Below are 16,502 nucleotides of genomic sequence, written 5' to 3' on the forward strand. Positions count from 1 at the left end.
CCTATCGATCGGAGGAGTTATGAACGACCGTGAACGGTTCAATGCCACGATGCATTATCAGCCACGCGATCGCTCGCCAATTTGTGACTTTGGCTTCTGGAAGGAAACGATCACACTCTGGTATGACCAGGGCCTGCCGCGAAATGTGAACCCCTGCAACAGTGATATGTTCTTCGGGATGGACTTTGGTCTGGACTGGATCGGCGCGGGGGTCAATGTTGGCCTGGAACCCCTCTTTGACGAGGTAGTGCTTGAAGACCGTGGTGACTACGAGATTGCCCAGCAGATTGACGGCGTCCGTGTGCTCCGCAAGAAGTTCATGGGGACCATTCCCCAGCACCAAGGGCACCTGCTGGTTGACCGGCAAAGTTGGGAAAAGCACTACAAACCTCGTCTAGACCCTGCTACGCCCCGGCGCTATCCAGCAGACTGGGACAGCCGGGTACGCAACTGGCGCAACTCCAGGCGCAGCAATGTTGTCGCGCTACCCGCTGGAAGCCTCTATGGCTGGATTCGGGACTGGATGGGATTGGAGGCCGTCTCGCTGCTGGTCTACGACGATCCCGTTCTCTTTGAGGAGATGGTGACCACCATTGCTGACTGCATCATTGGCGTGATGACCCGCCTTCTGGAGACAGGAGGGCATTTTGACGCCGTTGCGATGTGGGAGGATATGTGCTACCGGGCTGGTCCTTTGCTCAGTCCGCAGCACTTCAAGCGCTATCTGGTGCCCCATTACCGGCGCATCAGCGACCTGGCGCGTTCTCATGGCGTAGATGTCCTGTGGGTGGACTGCGACGGCAAAATCGATGAGCTTATCCCGCTGTGGCTTGATGCCGGGATCAACTGTATGTTCCCGGTGGAAGTGGGTACCTGGGGCGCGGACCCGGTGGCTTACCGCAAGAAGTACGGTAAGGATCTGCTGATGCTGGGCGGTTTTGACAAGCGGATCCTGGCCAGTTCCAAGCAGGCGATTGAAGCCGAAGTCCGCCGTCTGACGCCGCTGGTCGAGGAAGGCGGCTACATTGGCTTCTGCGACCACCGTGTCCCGCCAGATGTGCCGCTCCAAAACTACGTGTTCTACCTGGAGATGGTGCGCAAAGTGTGGGGGCGGGACACGAATCTCAAACCCATGGGACAGCTTGAAGATCCTCTGGAGTAAGAGCGCACCGCAGCAGTTTTGTTTGCGGAATCAGGAGCATTGGCTTGAACCATACATCTGGACTTCCAAGCCAGGACAGGGGGAGAGCATGGCTGGTGAGCTAAAGTTAGCAGTGCTGGGGTGTGGCGGTTTTGCACGCAAGCGCCAGGTGCCGAATCTGGTTGCGCAGCCCGGCGTTCGCTTAGTGGCCTGTTGCGATCAGGAACGGGGTAACGCGGAGGCGCTGGCCCAGGAAGCTTCTAATGGGGCGGCAGTCGTATACGACGATTATGTCACCATGCTGGACAAAGCCCGTCCTGATGCGGTGTATATTGCCTTACCGCCGTATGCCCATGCCGATGAGGTGCAGGAAGCAGCGCGGCGCGGTATTCACGTCTTCATTGAGAAGCCTATTGCGCTGGATATGGATACCGCCTGGCGGATGGTGGAGGCCGCCGAGCGAGCCGGAATTGTCACGCAGGTTGACTTCCAGTTTCGCTTTGGTGCGGCGGTGGAGCGCGTCGCTGCCCAGATCGCGTCCGGCGAGGGTGGTTCGCCTGGTCTGATGTTGGCACGTTATTTCTGCAACAGCCTGCACGCGCCCTGGTGGCGGCAGAAAGACAAGAGTGGCGGCCAGCTGGTCGAGCAGGTGATTCACATGATCGATCTGCTGCGCTACTTCCTGGGGCAGCCGGTTTCGGTTGTCGGGCGGCAGGCCAACCTGTTCCACCGGGATGTGCCCGACTATACCGTTGAGGACGTGAGCGGGGTGCTGGTGAGCTTTGAAAGCGGGGCACTGGGGGTGATTGCGGCCACCAATGGTGCCATTCCGGGTAAGTGGATCAACCAGTACCATCTGGTGGCGCGGCATATGACGGCAGACTTCACTGATGCCAATCACGCCACGATTGCCTATACTGCGGAGGCGCCGCCCCGCATTGAAGTTTTTGGCGATGAGAATCACGACCCCTGGGCCGCCGTCGCTGCTGACTTTGTATCGGCTGTTGTCCAGAACCGACCGGCGCGGATTCCTATCCGTGAAGGCGCGCTGACCCTGCAACTGGCGCTGGCTGCGAATGCTTCAGCTGAGCAGGGGCGGGAGGTAACGCTCGGCCCGCGCAAGTAGGGTTGGAAAGGACCGTCCGGCCTGGAACGAGCCGTATCCATGTGAACGGGGAGTAAGCGGTGCCTCACTTCGGATAGCTACGGATCAGGCCGGACGATCCCGGTTGACCGGGTCTGGACCAGCTCATTCTGTCGAAAGTGTACGCTGTACGCGGCGTTGGCGCTGCGCCGCTTCTTCCCGGTTGAGTGTCTGCATACCTGCGAGATGCCAGAGGGCTGAATCATCTGCAGCCATCAGGTGACCGGGGTAACCCGCCCGCGCGCTGGTGCAATCATTGGCGTCGCGCCCCCGGCGCGGTAGACTATGGCTCGCTTGGTTGCGCCGCCCAACTTTGAGTAACTTGTGACGATGGACACGTTCATTGCAGCGGATGGCCTGGCTATCCATATTGGCCAGGGAGAATGGCAGCTAGCGATATCGCGCGTTGATGGCCTGACGCTCTTCAATGCGGTGGCTGGCAGCGCTGCTGTCAAGTATCGCCCGGAGTTTGCCCGCATACGACGGCTTCCTGTGGAAGGCGAACTCCCCATTGAACACATTCGGGAAGTGGTGGCGGGCTGGTCGCCCGGAGATCGAGCCTGGCATCTGGGAATGTTGCTGGCGCCGGTGGTGGCCGAGCCACGCGGAGGCCGCTGGTGCTTGCTGGCCCGCTGGCAGGATGAGTCCGGGCAGGTAAAAGGTGAGGAAGTTCGTCAGGTCGGCCAGCAATTGGCAGAGATAATGGGGGTGGCCTTTCGCTTCGTGGCGCCGGCGGCTTCGCCGGTCGCGACTGCTACTCTGGCTGCCCAGGCTACGCCGGTGCTGGAGAAGGTGTCCGCCGCAGTGGGCCAGCCCGCGCAGGTTGCACAGGCTATTGCCTTGCCACTTGAAGTTGGTGAGTGGCGGCTGCGGCCAATCGATATCGGATTGCAGTGGGAACACACGGCAGTCTGGTCTGTGGGCACCTTTGCCCGCATCATCTTTCGTCTTGCGCTGGGCATTGTGTTTATTGCGCTGGGGGTATTGACCCTGCAAAGCCCCTATGCGCCGGTTCAACCCGCTTTTCTGCCCTACCTGGGGCTGATTGTTGGCGTTGTCCTGATTGTCGATGTGTTGCGGTACATCCTGCGGCTGATGCGAACCGAAGTCGTGGTGGTTGATCGGCGGGAGCGCGAAGTCAGGCGGCATCTGGACCTGACCAGTGATGTTCTGGATGTGTATGACTTCGATGAAATCCGGGCGGTAGTCGTGACGCAGATCGCCCGTAACCGGCAGCGCGGGCGGGACGGACAACCGGATCGGGTGACGCATGAAGCCTGGCTGCATCTGCTCCTTCACGAGCCACATCAGGAACCCGGCAAGGAGCGCGACCTCAAACCTGAAGATGCCTACCTGACGATTGGCTACATTGAGCAGACTGAGGGCGAAGCGCTGGAGCCTGCGCTGGTAGACAGGAAGCAAGAACGTGCGCCCCGGCTCATGCGGCCTGAGGAGGCCACGACGCCCGCCCAGAAGGCTGCAGTGGTTCTGGCTCAGGCTATCCAGGTTGACGCCTATCTTGACCAGCGTTGAGCTGGCGCTCTGGACTTGCACATTCAGGGGGGAACGTATACAGTAAGGCGGCTGTTTTTCTCCTGCGATCTGGATATCCACGCATTGCATTGACTATTGAGGAGTTCTGATGCGCGAAATTACCGTCGCCCTGGTGCAGATGAAACCTGTGCTGGGGGAGCCTGAGGAAAACCTGGTCAAGATGTCTGATTTTGTTGCGACCATTGCCTCGCAACAGCGGGTTGACCTGATCGTCTTTCCGGAACTGGTAACCAGCGGTTACGAGCTGGGCGTGCGCTTTACGGAAATCGCCCAGCGTGTGCCCGGGCCGACGATTAACCTGATGTCGCAGCGGGCCAATGAGCACGGCGTCTACATCGCTTTCGGTATGGTGACGAAAGAAAAAGTTGAGAGCGTGCTCTACAACAGCGCGGTGCTTGTCGGGCCAGATGGCGAACTGGTCGACGTGTACAACAAGATTCACCTGCGTGGCGAGGAACGCATGGCCTTCCGCGAGGGCTACAAAATCCCGGTATTGGAGACGGAATTCGGCACGATCGGGCTGTTGCTGGGCTGGGACCTGGCATTCCCGGAAGTGGCGCGGGCGCTGGCGCTGGATGGGGCGGAACTGTTGTGCGTCATGGCTAACTGGGAAGCCAGCGCAATTGATGAATGGAAGACATACCTGCGGGCGCGCGCCTATGAGAATACGCTGTTCGTGGCCGGCGTTAACCGCATTGGCGAGGATGTGACGCTCAATTTCGGTGGCGAGAGCATGGTTGTCGGCCCACGGGGAACAGTCTATGCATCGCTGACAGACGAGGTTGATCCCGGGACGGGTCAGCCTGCTGAGGGCTACACAGTTGCCCGCATCGATCTGGATGAGGTGCGCCGTTACCGCGAAGAACTGCAAATTCTGCAGGCGCGCCAGCCTGCCGCCTACCGGGCGCTGGTGCGTAAGTATTAGTCGCGCCGGAGTGCGCTGGCACAGGAGGACGGTATGCTGCCGGAAAGGCCTGATCGCGCCGCTCAGGACGCGGCAGCTGATGGACGATTGATCGAACAGGATGCTCAGCCGGTGTATGTCGGCGCGCCCAGCGAATATGCCAGTGAGGCCGAGGTCCCGGAGACCGTCGGCCTCATTGCCAAGATTCTGGCAGGCAGTGTGCTGGCCTGGTCGACAGGCGCCATTGTGCTGGTGTTAGCTGGCGCTGGTTGCGCCCTCTGCGTGGCAGCGACGCTGCTGATCGGGCTGACGCTGCGTTAACGGGAGCTGGAGGAGCGCGAGTGGGATTGTCAGGCTCGCGGAACGGTTCGTTTTGGGAACGCTATCGTGGTCTGCTCACTGTGCTGCTGATCCTGGCGATTGTCAGCGGCGTCGCAGTCTTTCTGTTCAGACGTCCTGAGCCAGTAGCGATCACGATTATCCCGCCGGAGCCAACGGTTACCCCGTTTCCTTCGCCTACGCCGGGGCCAATCACGGTATATGTCACCGGGGCGGTGGCCCGTCCCCAGATCATGGTCAGCCTGCCATATGGCAGCCGGGCGATCGATGCGATCGAAGCGGCGGGCGGTTTCACCGCTGAAGCGGATCGCGTGCGAGTAAACCAGGCCCAATTGCTGCGCGATGGCGACCAGGTGCATGTGTTTGCCGTACAGGAGACGATCGCTGCCCCTGATACGATTCTGGCTACGCCAGGCGATAGTGGTATCGTCTATGTGAATTCTGCCAGTCAGGCTGAACTGGAGAGTCTGCCACGAGTCGGGCCGGAACTCGCCCGGCGAATCATTGCCTACCGCGAGGAGCACGGGCCATTCACAACCCTGGACGATCTGCTGGCGGTCAGCGGAATCGGGCCTTCCTTGCTGGAGGCTATTACCCCACTTATCTCGCTGGATGTGCACTAGCCGATGCGCTGGCCGGTCGCCTGATCGAATAGATGCACTTGGTCGGGCGGGATCGAGAGCCGGATCTGCTGACCGCGGGTGACAGGATGTTCCAACGGTGCCCGGATGGTGACCGCGTGCGGCCCAAGCTGGACATGGATTAGCTGGACGCGGTCGCTGTAGAGCGGTTCAACCAGCGTCACCGTGGCCGGGATGCCCTCCTGGTCGTCCAGCCGGATGTGTTCCGGGCGAATGCCTAGCACGATGCGCATGCCGCTGGCAAAATCGCGGCGGATCGGCCCCCAGTTGAACGCTTTGCCAATCCACATCCCATCTTCCGCATAGCCATCGAACAGATTCATTGGCGGTTTGCCCAGGAACCCGGCTACAAACACGTTTCTTGGCGTTTCGTACAGGTGAGCAAATGTGCCGATCTGCATGAGCTGACCCCGGTTCAGCACGGCGATGCGATCACAAAGGGCGATGGCTTCAGTCTGGTCGTGGGTGACATAGATGCTGGTGACCTGGTAGCGTTGCAGCAGGCGCTTCAGTTCAACCCTGGCGCTGGTGCGTAGCTTGGCGTCGAGGTTGGAGAACGGCTCATCAAAGAGGAACAGGCGCGGGTCGCGGGCCAAGCAGCGAGCGATGGCGATCCGCTGGCGTTCTCCACCGGAAAGAGTCGGTGGTTTGCGGCTGAGGAGGGGCTTAAGGTCAATCCGCATCAGTTCAGAAATCTCAAGCACACGGGCTGGAATTTCCGCTTCGCGTTTGTGCAGGCGCAGGAAGAAGCCAATGTTGTCGATACTCGGCAGGTGGGGGTACAGCGCGTAGTTCTGGAAGACCATCCCGATCCCCCGTTTGGTCATTGGGATATGCTGCAGGTCTTCGTTATCGTAGAGCACCTGGCCGGATGTAGGCAGTTCCAGGCCGGCGGCGATGCGCAGCAGGGTGGTTTTGCCACAGCCTGATGGCCCCAGAACGCCCAGCGTTTCTCCGGGGCGTACCGTGAGGGTGACATCATCCAGGGCATAGATGGCCTCGTCCTGAGGCGGCGGGGAATCATCGGCGCTGGCCGCTGCCCCCTGGCTGTGCATGGCCTTACCCTGATTGCCGTAAATCTTGGTGATATGTTTCAGCGTCACGGTGGTCGACATGACAGGCGATTAGCCTCCGGCGGTACTCATTACCCCTTCATGTACCATTTTAAGGGGATGATGGCCCGACGGCTACCCTTGTGTTTTGTGCAGGTTCGCTCTACCATCGTTAACTTATGATCGGGTTCTATCCAGATACAGAAGGCAGGACAGGGCGTATGGATCGCATTGACCTGCGCAGCGATACGGTGAGCTGGCCAACGCCAGCGATGCGGCAAGCAATGGCTACCGCCAGGGTCGGCGATGACGTCTATGGCGAGGACCCTACGGTCAACGAGCTGGAGGCGCTGGCCGCTGAGACGCTGGGGAAAGAGGCTGGCCTGTTTGTGGTGAGCGGGACGATGGCCAATCTGGTGGCCTTGCTGACCCATTGCGGGCGCGGCGACGAAGCCATCATGGGCGACCAGTGCCACACCTTCCTTTATGAGGTAGGCAGCATCGCGGCTCTGGGTGGCATCCAGCCGCGCACTATTCCGGTACAGGCTGACGGCACGTTCGATCTCGATGATATCAGGGCGGCGATCCGGGACAGCGAGGACATTCACCAGCCTGTATCGCGCCTGATCGCCCTGGAGAATGCGCAGTGCGGAGTCGGGGGTATGCCCCTGACGGCAGCCTACACCGCTGAGGTGGGAAAGCTGGCACAAGCCTATGGCCTGAAGCTGCATATCGACGGCTCGCGGATTTTCAACGCGGCAGCGGCATTGAACTGTCCGGCGCGTGAACTGGTCGAAGCGGCGGATAGTGTGTCATTCTGCCTCTCCAAAGGGCTTTGCGCGCCGGTTGGGGCGATGCTGGTAGGTAGCCGGGAGTTCATCGCCCGCGCCCGCCGGATGCGTAAGGCGCTGGGAGGTGGGATGCGCCAGGCTGGTGTGCTGGCTGCCGCCGGTCTGGTAGCTATGCGTGAGATGATCGGGCGCATCCATGAAGACCATGCCACTGCCCGGCAACTTGCGGAAGGGCTGGCACGCTTGCCGGGAATTGAGATTGATCTGGAGCGCGTACGAATCAACATGGTGATCATGCGCCTTGCTGATAGCGTCCCGTACACGGCTGACGAGATCGCTGCGCGTCTGCGCGAGCGCGGAATCCTGGTCGGCGGACGGGGGGAGCGCAGCTTCCGGCTGGTAACGCACTACTGGATCACGCCGGCAGTGGTGGAGCAGGTGATCGCCGCTTTCGAGGAAATCTTGGTATGAACCGTGAGCTGCCGCCCTTACCCGATTTTGAGTCGTTTGAATGGGATGCCGAAGGCCCGGCTGACCGGGACATCTTCAGCACAGCGGACACCCTGGCCGCGCCTGTGTCCCCCGAACTGATGCAACCGGCCGCCAGCGGCAGGGCCAGCCCGGCCTCTGCCGGAGCGACTCAGGCTCCCGCCGATACACCGCCGCCAGTTGCGATGAAGCGCGCCAGACGCCGGGAACGCCTGTGGAACGTGGAACCGGTATTTTTCTACCTGATCATGGTCGCCCTGAGTGTGGGGCTGACACCGCTGGCTATGAGCCATCCTGTGGGCCGTTATGCACTCCTGTGGACATTGCTGGCTGGCGGTGTGCTGGCTTCTTATCTCCTTGACGATGGCACGCTCGAGGTACGGCTTCGCCCGCGCGATCTGATGGCCGGGGCAGGGTGGGGCGCTGTCGTTGGGTTGCCATTGCTGCTGGTAGGGGCTGGACTGCTGGCAGAGATTTCCGAGCGCATCTTTGTGGAGATGCCTGACGGCGCGGTCTTCCTGACCATTGTGTTCGTGATGGCGACCACCGAATCGGCGTTCTTCAGGGGACTGTTGCAGAGTCGGCAACCGTTGCTCTTCACAGTGCTGCTGGCCAGCGCCTGGTCAATCCTCATGTTCTTCCCGACTATGGATGTGATTGGGTATCCGCTGGTGGCGCTGATCGCGGGAACCTTCCTGGTGATGCTCAATGTGCTGTATGGCTACGTCCGGCAGCGCAACGGCGCCACGGCCGCATGGGTCTGCCAGACCCTGGTTAGTTTGGCCTGGCTATTTGTGCCGCGTCTGCTGGTCTAAGCCAGCGGCAGCATGAGCTGCTCGGATCGGCTCCGGCAGGCGGTAGCGGGTAGTACAGGCAAGCACGATCTGCACGGCTGAATGCAAGTCGCACAGGTGGCCGGGTGAAACGTAAACCGGCTTGACCCGTGTTCGTGTCCGCAGGACAGCGCCGATCACTTCTCTCTGCGTGTTCAGTAAAGGCACGAAATCTCCCCGTTTTTGGCCCGGCTCACGATGAAAGCCCGTCAGACGGGATTTGGCGCAACCGACAGTTGGACGTTCCAGCCAGAGGCCGATATGCGCTGCAATGCCAAGCCGCCGGGGATGCGCCTGGCCCTGGCCGTCAAAGATCAGGATGTCCGGCGTGACGGTCAGGCGTTCGTAGGCCGCCAGGATCACCTGACCCTCCCGAAAGCTGAGCAAACCGGGAATGTAGGGGAAAGGAGTTGGAGCCTGAGCCTGGCTGACTTCGAGGATGGTGAGCGCCGGGAAGCGGAGCACCACGATGGCAGCACGGGACACTTCATCCCGGACGCTCACATCAACACCGGCTACGGTACGGATATCAGCCAGTGCAGGCCCGGCCTGAGTCCGCAGGCGACTGGCGAGCGCTATCTGCAGTGTCACGGCGTCATCAGGATTCAGATTCCAGGGGTGAAGATTGGGGTTAGCGATTGCTGGCATCGCCTAGTTCCTTTTGAGTCTGCGTCCGGATGGTCGACAGGATACCGCACCTGGTAAATCCGTGACAGCGCATGCTGCGGGACAGCCTGGCAGCAGGTAAGCACAGAGGCCAGGGGGCTGGGAGGCCGGGAGACGCCTGATGCAAGGCTGGCGGTTACAGTAGTGTTGTGGGGGTGGCAGGAGCGCTGCTGGAAGAGGCAGACAGCGGTTGTTTGCTGTGTGCCGGTTTGCGGGCGTGGTGGCGTATAATAGGGCCATTGCGGACTGCACAAGGCGGCTGAGGGATGCCGGATATCCTGCAGACACTGGTGCCGTATATCGTGGGCGGGATGTTTTTTCTCGCCCTGGTTCTGTTTCTGGTGGCGCTGGTGTATTTCCGGCGTGGGAAACGCGATCGGTACTGGCGACTTCGCCGTGCCGCCAGTCTTACTGGCTGGCAGTTGTTTCTTATCTCGCTCACGCTGGCTTTTGTGGCCTCGGCGGTCTGCCTTTTCAGTGGGTTTGCGTCATTGGTGCTGGAAGGCGGTTTGCAGGCGTCACCTGTACCTGTGTCTGGCTCGCCCACGGTGCTGGTGTCTCCGTTAATAACTGTCTTGCCTACAGCGCAGGCGGCGGCTACCACAGCGATGCCCTCACCATCGCCTACGCCACAACCTGCGTCCGCTACACCGTCGGCAACGCCCACCGGAACTGCCAGCGCTACGGCATCGCCCCGCCCAACGCGGCTGGTGGCATCAGTGACGCTTGCGGGGCCGACCGCGACTCCCACTGCAACGGAGCTTCAGGTGTGGCCGCTTGCCTCCAATGTGACGCCACCGCCTGAGGCTGACCTGACGATTGTCGCTGTGGATAGGGCTGTGAGCGCCGATCTACAACCGGTCAATCCGGATGCCCTGTTGCAGGCGGGCATCACCCGGCTGTACTTCTGGGTTGCCTATCGCGGGATGGTGGACGGTGTGGCCTGGGAACGGCTTCTGCTGCGTGATGGGCGCGTTATTCAGGGCGGGGCTTACCTGTGGAATGGCGGCGCCGAAGGGACTGCGCTTTACTTCTTTGGCGACGCTGAAGGTTTTACACCGGGCGAATATGAAATCCGGCTGGCATTCTCCGGTGTCACGGTGGAATCGAAAACGCTGCGTATTCAGTGAGCGCTACACCCCGCAGATCAGCTTGGTGGGCTAACGGCTCCGCCGTTTGAAGCCAATAACGCGGTAAACGGTGTGCGGGCCGGGGTCGTCACGGAATGGCCGCTGTACCGGTTCAGCATCGATCCGGTCACGGACGCGCTGGTAGGTGGCTTCAGAGATGATGATCTCGCTGCGCTCCGCGGCCTCCTGAAGTTGTTTGGCGTGAGCGACCGGCTGACCAAGGGCGGTGAACTCCTTACGCTCATCGGTCCCCACATTGCCCAGAACGGCCATGCCGGTGTCGATACCGATGCCATACCACAGGCGGGCATTGGGCGGCATCAGTTCGTGAAGTACTTTGACATCATAGATCATACTCATCGCAGCGCGGATCGCCCGCAGGGCATGATCTTCTTCCTGGGGATTGAGCTGGGTGTTGTAGAGGCCAACGACGGCATCACCCATGTACTTGTCGATGATGCCCTCGTACAGGTGGATTGCATCGCTGGCGACCTCAAGGTAGCGGTTGATCACCGTCATCAGCGCCTCTGGCTCAAGCTGCTCGGAGAAGCCGGTAAAGCCGCGCACATCGGCGAAGATGATGCTGATCTCGCGCTCTTCCCCGCCAAGGGCAAGGGTGTCAATGGCCCGGATGTTCTCAACCATCGCTGGTGGGAGGTACCGCCGCACTTCGGCCAGCGTCGCTTCCCGGCGGCGGATATCGGTCAGGTCATCGACAAGGATGGTCGCCCCGCTGATACCCTGATCGTGAGTCTTGAGCGGGCTGAGACGCACAGCAAATACGACTTTTCCGCGCCCGACAAGGACTGGCTCAAGCTCTGCGGCGTAGTTGAGGCCATCGCTGAGGGCGCGCTGCAGCGCTGCGTAGAACTCCGCACCGAGATCCGGGAGGATGTTGGCGAGGGGTCTATTCAGGGCCTGCTGGCGTTCCAGGCCAAAAATGCGTTCTGCTGCCTGGTTCCAGATGATGACTCTTGTGTCACAATCGGTGGTGATCACCGCGCTGGCGAGCGAGGCGAATACACTCTCCAGCAGTTCCTTGTTCTCGGTGACTTCTTCCAAAGTGGTTCTGACATGTTCGAACAGGCGGGCGTTCTCGATGGCCACCGCGGCTTGATCGGCAAAGGCGGTCAGGAGCGCCAGCTCGCTCTCACCAAACAGACCGGAACGAACGCGGTTATCGGCGTATACCACCCCGATCACATCCTCTTTAATCTTTAGCGGGACGCACAGGATGCTGCGCAGGGAATAGGACACCACGCTTTCCTGCTCGGCGAAGCGCGGATCGCTCTGGGCATTGGTGGTCACTACCGGCGTGCCGGTCTGGGCGACGCTGTTGACAACGCTACGGCTTACCGTAAAAGAACTGCGTTCGATTGTCTCCCGATCAAGGTTACGGGCCACCCGTACCATCATGCTGCCGGTGTGCTCATCGCGCAGTACGATGTAACCGCGTTCGGCGTCAGTCAGGCGAATCACGGTGTCCATCACCCGGTTGAGGACTTCGTCCAGACCCAGCGAGCTATTGATCAGGGCGGAAGTTTCAGCGAGGGCGCGCAACCGGGTCAGTTCGATCTGTTGTGCTCGCAGATGGGCGGCCAGCTTTTCAATGTCCTGTTCGGCGGCGGCGATGTCTTGTAGGGCACCCGGCGGGAGACTCATGCCGCGCTGTTGCAGCAGCGCACGCTGGGCACGCAGAAGGCCATCCAGCTCGTGGATCATGCCTTTAATCCGTTCGGCGGCGACGATGCCAGGACTGGCGAAGGACTGAGTCCCGAAGAGCGTTGACATGCCGCTATCACCCCTCCCACCCGAACTGGTAGATACGAGCGGGTTGCTGGCGTCCGCGGATTTCGATCTCGCCGCGATCGGTGGTCTGCACATGTTCAGCGATTTGCGGCAAATGCGCCGCGCAGGCTTTGTAGACCTCCTGGCTGGCCAGTATTTCGTTGTCATCCGCCAGGTCCAGAAGGCGATGTGCCAGGTTCACAGTATCGCCGATGGCAGTGAATTCACGCCGGACTTTGCTGCCGACATTGCCCATGGTGGCGATGCCGCTGTGGATGCCGATGGCGTAACACGGCTGAGCCGAAGGTGCGCTGGCAGTGTGCAACCCGGCAAAGGCAGCGGCAATGTCCAGCGCGGCGCGCACCGCATCCCAGGCGTGGGTGGCGCTGGGGTTGAGTTGCGTGTTGAACAGCGCCATGATTTCCGTGCCCATGAACTTGTCGATCACACCGCCGAAGCGATGAATCGGCTCGCAGCAAAGAGCCACATAGCGGTTGAGTTCAGCCAGTTGCTGTTGAGGGGATAGATCGGCCAGCAGTGTGCTGGCGAGGCGGATATCTACATAGAGCACGGTGATGTCCCGCCGTACGCCGCCCAGTCCCAGCTGGGCAATGCTCTGAATGTTGTCGACCATGGCTGGCGGCAGGTAACGCCGGATCACATTTAGCTGGGCTTCGCGCTGGCGGGCTTCTGTCAGATCATCCATGACGATGGCGACGCCCTCGATCGATTGCCGGGCGTCTCGCAGAGGACTGAGCCTGACGCTCAGTATGCGCGTGCCGCGCGCCTCCACTTCAGCCTGCAACTCTACGCTCATCCGCCGGTTTTCCAGCCGGGTTGCTTCCAGGGCGCGGCTCAGGCTATCGGCCACCATTGGCAGTCGGGCAGGCAGGGCACCGCCGATGACCTGCGCAGGTGTCAGGTGCAGGATATCACACGCCGCATCGTTAAGTAGCGTGATCTGGTCGCCAGCGTCGGTCACGATGACGCCGCTGGGGATGGAGGCGAACACATCATCGAGCAATGCCTTGATCTCGCTGATCTCGGCCAGGGCGGCACGGATACGCTCAAACAGGCGGGCATTCTCGATGGCGATGGCAGCCTGATTGGCGAACGCATTCAGCATCGCCAGTTCACTGTCGCCAAACAAACCTGCCCGGATGCGGTTATCAGCGTAGATCACGCCAATGACGTGGCCTTTGCTCTTGAGGGGGACGCAGAGGATGCTGCGCAGGGCAAAAGAGACGATGCTCTCCTGAGCGGCAAAGCGGGGATCGTCCTGGGCGTTGGTGGTGACAACTGGCTCGCCGGTGTCGGCGACGCGCTTGATGACACTGCGGCTGACGGTAAAGGCGTCCTGAGCGATAGTTTCCCGGTCGAGGTTACGGGCGACGCGATACTCCATCTCCTGAGTTTGTTCGTTGCGCAGCATCAGGTAACCCCGCTCGGCACCGGTCAGCCGTAGCACGGTGTCCATGGCTTGGCTCAGCACTTCATCGAGATCGAGTGTGCTGTTGATCAGGGCGGCGGTCTGGGTCAGGGCACGGAGCTGGCGGAGGGCCTCCTCCTCCTCTTTCAGGCCATTGATCAGGTCCTGCATGGCGATCTGAGCATCTTCCAGCAGGGTGAATACAGCAGAGGGCAGGGTCATGCCCCGCTGGCGCAGAATCTCGCGCTGGGAGAGCAACACGCCCTGCAAATTGTGGAGGTTGCGGCCCAGAACCTGGGCTTCCTGGCGGATCGTATCGGTCGGCCTGAACTGTGTGGTCATCTTACCCCCGACCTGCAGCAGGTCTCCGGGCATGGTGGCTTGGTTGACGTCGGGCATGCGGCGCATTGCTGTCTGTTGCGGACATGTATCACTTGCCGGGCGGGTAGTTGACCGGGCAACGGTCCGCTGTTCACACAGGTCGGGTACCCTGTGTGCCAGGCGGCCAGCGTGAACGCCGCAGCAGATAACTGTTCGCTGGCTCAGGAGGCATTATACCCGGCGGATAAGGCCGTGCAACAGCGACCTTATGTCGGGGGCCGGAATTGATGGGTAGAATCACGTTTGGATAGGGCTGGACAACCAGGGCAGGATGCCGCCTGGCAACAGCTTTCCGCAACCTGTGGGGGGATAGCTGCATCAAAGGAAGGTGTCACCGGCCGGGAATCCGTCGCCGGGCTTCAGTGGTATATGCTCGCGTCCCGGACACGAGCGAGTCTCTATGTTCCGGGCTGACAAGGGACGTTCCGGGTGAATCAGGCGCTTGTACGACGGGTAGGCTTCAACGCCTGCTGGAGGGAGAACGGTAACAGGTGCGTAAGGAAAAAGTGATCATCATCGGTTCTGGCCCTGCCGGGCTGACGGCGGCGCTCTATGCCGCACGAGCAAATCTCAATCCCCTGGTGCTGGCTGGAGACCTTCTGGGGGGCCAGATTTCGCTAACCAGCGAGGTGGAGAACTATCCCGGTTTTCCGCAGGGGGTGAGCGGGGCAGAACTGGTTGGGCTGATGAAAACGCAGGCTGAGCGCTTTGGCGCACGCCTTGAGTATGATTCGGCGGTGGCAGTCGATTTCAGCAAGGGATCGCCCTTCTACCTGAAGACCACCATGGCCGAGTATGAAGCGGAAGCGGTCATTGTGACGGTGGGCGCCTCTCCGCGCAAGTTAGGTGTGCCCGGCGAGGCAGAGTTCACCGGGCGCGGTGTCAGCTACTGCGCAACCTGCGACGGTTTCTTTTTCAGGGGGAAGGATGTCGTTGTAGTTGGCGGCGGCGATAGCGCGCTGGAGGAGGGCCTGTTTCTGACCAAGTTTGCCAGCAAGGTGACGATCATCCATCGGCGTGACCAGCTGCGGGCCGGGGCAACCCTGCAGGCGCGTGCGGCCACAAATGCGAAGATCGGCTTCATCTGGGATACGGTGGTGACAGCTATTGAGGGCGATGGTACCGTGCAGCGGGTGAGACTGCATAACCGCAAGACCGGCGAAGACAGCGTCCTGCCAACGGATGGCGTGTTTATCTTTATCGGCCACGATCCGAATAACTCGATTTTCAGGGATCAGCTGGCAATGGATCAGGACGGCTATGTCATCACCGACAAGCAGATGCGCACCAGTGTAGAGGGGGTTTTCGCGGCGGGCGAGATTCAGGATCGACTTTACCGCCAGATTGCGACATCGGTAGGGCAGGGTGCAGCGGCGGCGATGATGTGTGAGCGCTGGCTGGCCGAGCGCGGAAGTTGATCCGCCCTGGCGAATACGGCGGTGATCAGAGGGGCTGCTACAGGGCAGCCCTTTTTTGTGCTTAATGCGTTTTGTCGCACGATGGCGCATTGCCGGGTACAATAGCGCCGTTTTGAGGAGGGGCGTCTATGAACCTGATGGAATATGTGCGGATCATCACCCGCCGGCTGTGGATTATCGTGTTGTTGATGGCGCTGACCATGGCCGCGGCTTTTGTCCTGAGTCGTATCCAGACGCCAATTTACCGCGCAACGCAGAAGATTCTGATGCAACCCTCGCGAATCGACTTTGGTCTGGCGGAGGCGACGACGCGGTTGATGCGATCGTACGTGGTTTTTCTGGATAGCGACGATCGCGCACGGGAGGTTATTGACGCGCTGAAGCTTGATATGACGCCGGGAGAACTGCGTCAACACGTGACGGTTGACACCGATGAAAGCCGCCTGTTGATCACGATTGACGTTGACCTGCCTGATGGCAATCTGGCCAACGACGTAGCCCGGCAATGGGGCAACCTGTTCATTGAGTGGCGTAACGAGGAGAATCAGCGCACCCGCTATGAGGATCGTATCCGGGCATCCCTGGTGGACTACCCCACGTACAGCCAGATTGTGCCACGAACAGCAGTCAACGTGGCGGCGGGAGCGGTGCTGGGGCTGATTCTGGGTGGCATGATTGTGTTTGTGCTGGAATACTTTGAATCCAATATCATCCGCCAGCGGGATGATGTTCTCCGCTCGCTGGATGTTCCGGTGCTGGGCACGATCCCGGCGGAAGAAACGCGGTCTTAGGGGGGCAAAAG

At 60.7% G+C, this 16,502-nt stretch carries 14 protein-coding genes and 1 pseudogene; 11 read left to right on the plus strand and 4 right to left on the minus strand.

The window, feature by feature from the left end; translation table 11 throughout:
• Positions 1-19: 19 nt before the first annotated feature.
• The 6 genes from HPY64_12535 (at position 20) to HPY64_12560 (ending at position 5,705) form a co-directional block, all read left to right on the plus strand.
• Positions 20-1,162, plus strand: coding sequence for a hypothetical protein (locus HPY64_12535; GenBank protein NPV67964.1), 1,143 nt, complete (start codon positions 20-22; stop codon positions 1,160-1,162).
• Positions 1,163-1,250: 88 nt separating this feature from the next.
• Positions 1,251-2,267 (plus strand): Gfo/Idh/MocA family oxidoreductase, encoded by a 1,017-nt coding sequence (locus HPY64_12540; GenBank protein NPV67965.1) that lies wholly within the window; start codon positions 1,251-1,253, stop codon positions 2,265-2,267.
• Positions 2,268-2,615: 348 nt separating this feature from the next.
• On the plus strand, positions 2,616-3,818 hold the full coding sequence (locus HPY64_12545; GenBank protein NPV67966.1) for a hypothetical protein: 1,203 nt from the start codon (positions 2,616-2,618) through the stop codon (positions 3,816-3,818).
• Positions 3,819-3,927: 109 nt separating this feature from the next.
• The gene (locus HPY64_12550; protein ID NPV67967.1) at positions 3,928-4,764 is read left to right on the plus strand and encodes a carbon-nitrogen hydrolase family protein; all 837 of its coding nucleotides are present in this window, start codon (positions 3,928-3,930) and stop codon (positions 4,762-4,764) included.
• A gap of 33 nt (positions 4,765-4,797) precedes the next feature.
• On the plus strand, positions 4,798-5,064 hold the full coding sequence (locus HPY64_12555) for a hypothetical protein (protein NPV67968.1): 267 nt from the start codon (positions 4,798-4,800) through the stop codon (positions 5,062-5,064).
• Positions 5,065-5,090: 26 nt separating this feature from the next.
• Positions 5,091-5,705, plus strand: coding sequence for a competence protein ComEA (locus HPY64_12560; protein ID NPV67969.1), 615 nt, complete (start codon positions 5,091-5,093; stop codon positions 5,703-5,705).
• On the opposite strand, the gene HPY64_12565 is transcribed toward HPY64_12560, so the two are convergent.
• The gene (locus HPY64_12565) at positions 5,702-6,838 is read right to left on the minus strand and encodes an ABC transporter ATP-binding protein (protein NPV67970.1); all 1,137 of its coding nucleotides are present in this window, start codon (positions 6,836-6,838) and stop codon (positions 5,702-5,704) included. The genes HPY64_12560 and HPY64_12565 overlap by 4 nt on opposite strands.
• Positions 6,839-6,996: 158 nt before the next feature.
• Here HPY64_12565 and ltaE point away from each other — a divergent pair, with 158 nt between their 5' ends.
• Together ltaE and HPY64_12575 are read left to right on the plus strand one after the other, a co-directional pair.
• Positions 6,997-8,037 (plus strand): low-specificity L-threonine aldolase, encoded by a 1,041-nt coding sequence (gene ltaE / locus HPY64_12570; protein ID NPV67971.1) that lies wholly within the window; start codon positions 6,997-6,999, stop codon positions 8,035-8,037.
• Positions 8,034-8,870, plus strand: coding sequence for a hypothetical protein (locus tag HPY64_12575; protein ID NPV67972.1), 837 nt, complete (start codon positions 8,034-8,036; stop codon positions 8,868-8,870). The genes ltaE and HPY64_12575 overlap by 4 nt, the downstream gene beginning before the upstream one ends.
• Here HPY64_12575 and nfi read toward each other — a convergent pair.
• Positions 8,844-9,536, minus strand: a complete 693-nt coding sequence (gene nfi / locus HPY64_12580) for a deoxyribonuclease V (protein NPV67973.1) — start codon at positions 9,534-9,536, stop codon at positions 8,844-8,846. The two genes, HPY64_12575 and nfi, sit on opposite strands and share 27 nt — an antisense overlap.
• Before the next feature lie 617 nt (positions 9,537-10,153).
• Between nfi and HPY64_12585 the strand changes: the two are divergent.
• Positions 10,154-10,249 (plus strand): annotated as a pseudogene (locus tag HPY64_12585) (cellulose-binding protein).
• A gap of 465 nt (positions 10,250-10,714) precedes the next feature.
• On the opposite strand, the gene HPY64_12590 reads toward HPY64_12585, so the two are convergent.
• Positions 10,715-12,475, minus strand: coding sequence for a GAF domain-containing protein (locus tag HPY64_12590; protein ID NPV67974.1), 1,761 nt, complete (start codon positions 12,473-12,475; stop codon positions 10,715-10,717).
• 7 nt (positions 12,476-12,482) lie between these two features.
• Positions 12,483-14,300, minus strand: coding sequence for a GAF domain-containing protein (locus HPY64_12595; GenBank protein ID NPV67975.1), 1,818 nt, complete (start codon positions 14,298-14,300; stop codon positions 12,483-12,485).
• 473 nt (positions 14,301-14,773) lie between these two features.
• Here HPY64_12595 and trxB point away from each other — a divergent pair, with 473 nt between their 5' ends.
• Together trxB and HPY64_12605 are read left to right on the plus strand one after the other, a co-directional pair.
• Positions 14,774-15,700 carry a thioredoxin-disulfide reductase gene (gene trxB / locus HPY64_12600; GenBank protein NPV67976.1) on the plus strand — a complete coding sequence of 309 codons (927 nt, stop codon included), beginning with the start codon at positions 14,774-14,776 and terminating at the stop codon, positions 15,698-15,700.
• A 128-nt stretch (positions 15,701-15,828) separates the two neighbouring features.
• Positions 15,829-16,491: a hypothetical protein gene (locus HPY64_12605; protein NPV67977.1), complete on the plus strand. Its 663-nt coding sequence runs from the start codon at positions 15,829-15,831 to the stop codon at positions 16,489-16,491.
• Positions 16,492-16,502 lie beyond the last annotated feature (11 nt).

It is taken from the genome of Anaerolineae bacterium, assembly GCA_013178165.1.
In the GTDB taxonomy this organism is placed as follows: Bacteria; Chloroflexota; Anaerolineae; order Aggregatilineales; family Ch27; genus Ch27.

What these genes read in the sequence shown, in the direction of transcription:
- HPY64_12590 (NPV67974.1), bottom strand. Translation starts at nt 12,475, where the DNA reads ATGTCAACGCTCTTCGGGACTCAGTCCTTCGCCAGTCCTGGCATCGTC.
- HPY64_12605 (NPV67977.1), top strand. Translation starts at nt 15,829, where the DNA reads ATGAACCTGATGGAATATGTGCGGATCATCACCCGCCGGCTGTGGATT.
- HPY64_12595 (NPV67975.1), bottom strand. Translation starts at nt 14,300, where the DNA reads ATGCCCGACGTCAACCAAGCCACCATGCCCGGAGACCTGCTGCAGGTC.
- ltaE (NPV67971.1), top strand. Translation starts at nt 6,997, where the DNA reads ATGGATCGCATTGACCTGCGCAGCGATACGGTGAGCTGGCCAACGCCA.
- HPY64_12535 (NPV67964.1), top strand. Translation starts at nt 20, where the DNA reads ATGAACGACCGTGAACGGTTCAATGCCACGATGCATTATCAGCCACGC.
- HPY64_12565 (NPV67970.1), bottom strand. Translation starts at nt 6,838, where the DNA reads ATGTCGACCACCGTGACGCTGAAACATATCACCAAGATTTACGGCAAT.
- HPY64_12575 (NPV67972.1), top strand. Translation starts at nt 8,034, where the DNA reads ATGAACCGTGAGCTGCCGCCCTTACCCGATTTTGAGTCGTTTGAATGG.
- HPY64_12545 (NPV67966.1), top strand. Translation starts at nt 2,616, where the DNA reads ATGGACACGTTCATTGCAGCGGATGGCCTGGCTATCCATATTGGCCAG.
- HPY64_12550 (NPV67967.1), top strand. Translation starts at nt 3,928, where the DNA reads ATGCGCGAAATTACCGTCGCCCTGGTGCAGATGAAACCTGTGCTGGGG.
- HPY64_12555 (NPV67968.1), top strand. Translation starts at nt 4,798, where the DNA reads ATGCTGCCGGAAAGGCCTGATCGCGCCGCTCAGGACGCGGCAGCTGAT.
- nfi (NPV67973.1), bottom strand. Translation starts at nt 9,536, where the DNA reads ATGCCAGCAATCGCTAACCCCAATCTTCACCCCTGGAATCTGAATCCT.
- HPY64_12540 (NPV67965.1), top strand. Translation starts at nt 1,251, where the DNA reads ATGGCTGGTGAGCTAAAGTTAGCAGTGCTGGGGTGTGGCGGTTTTGCA.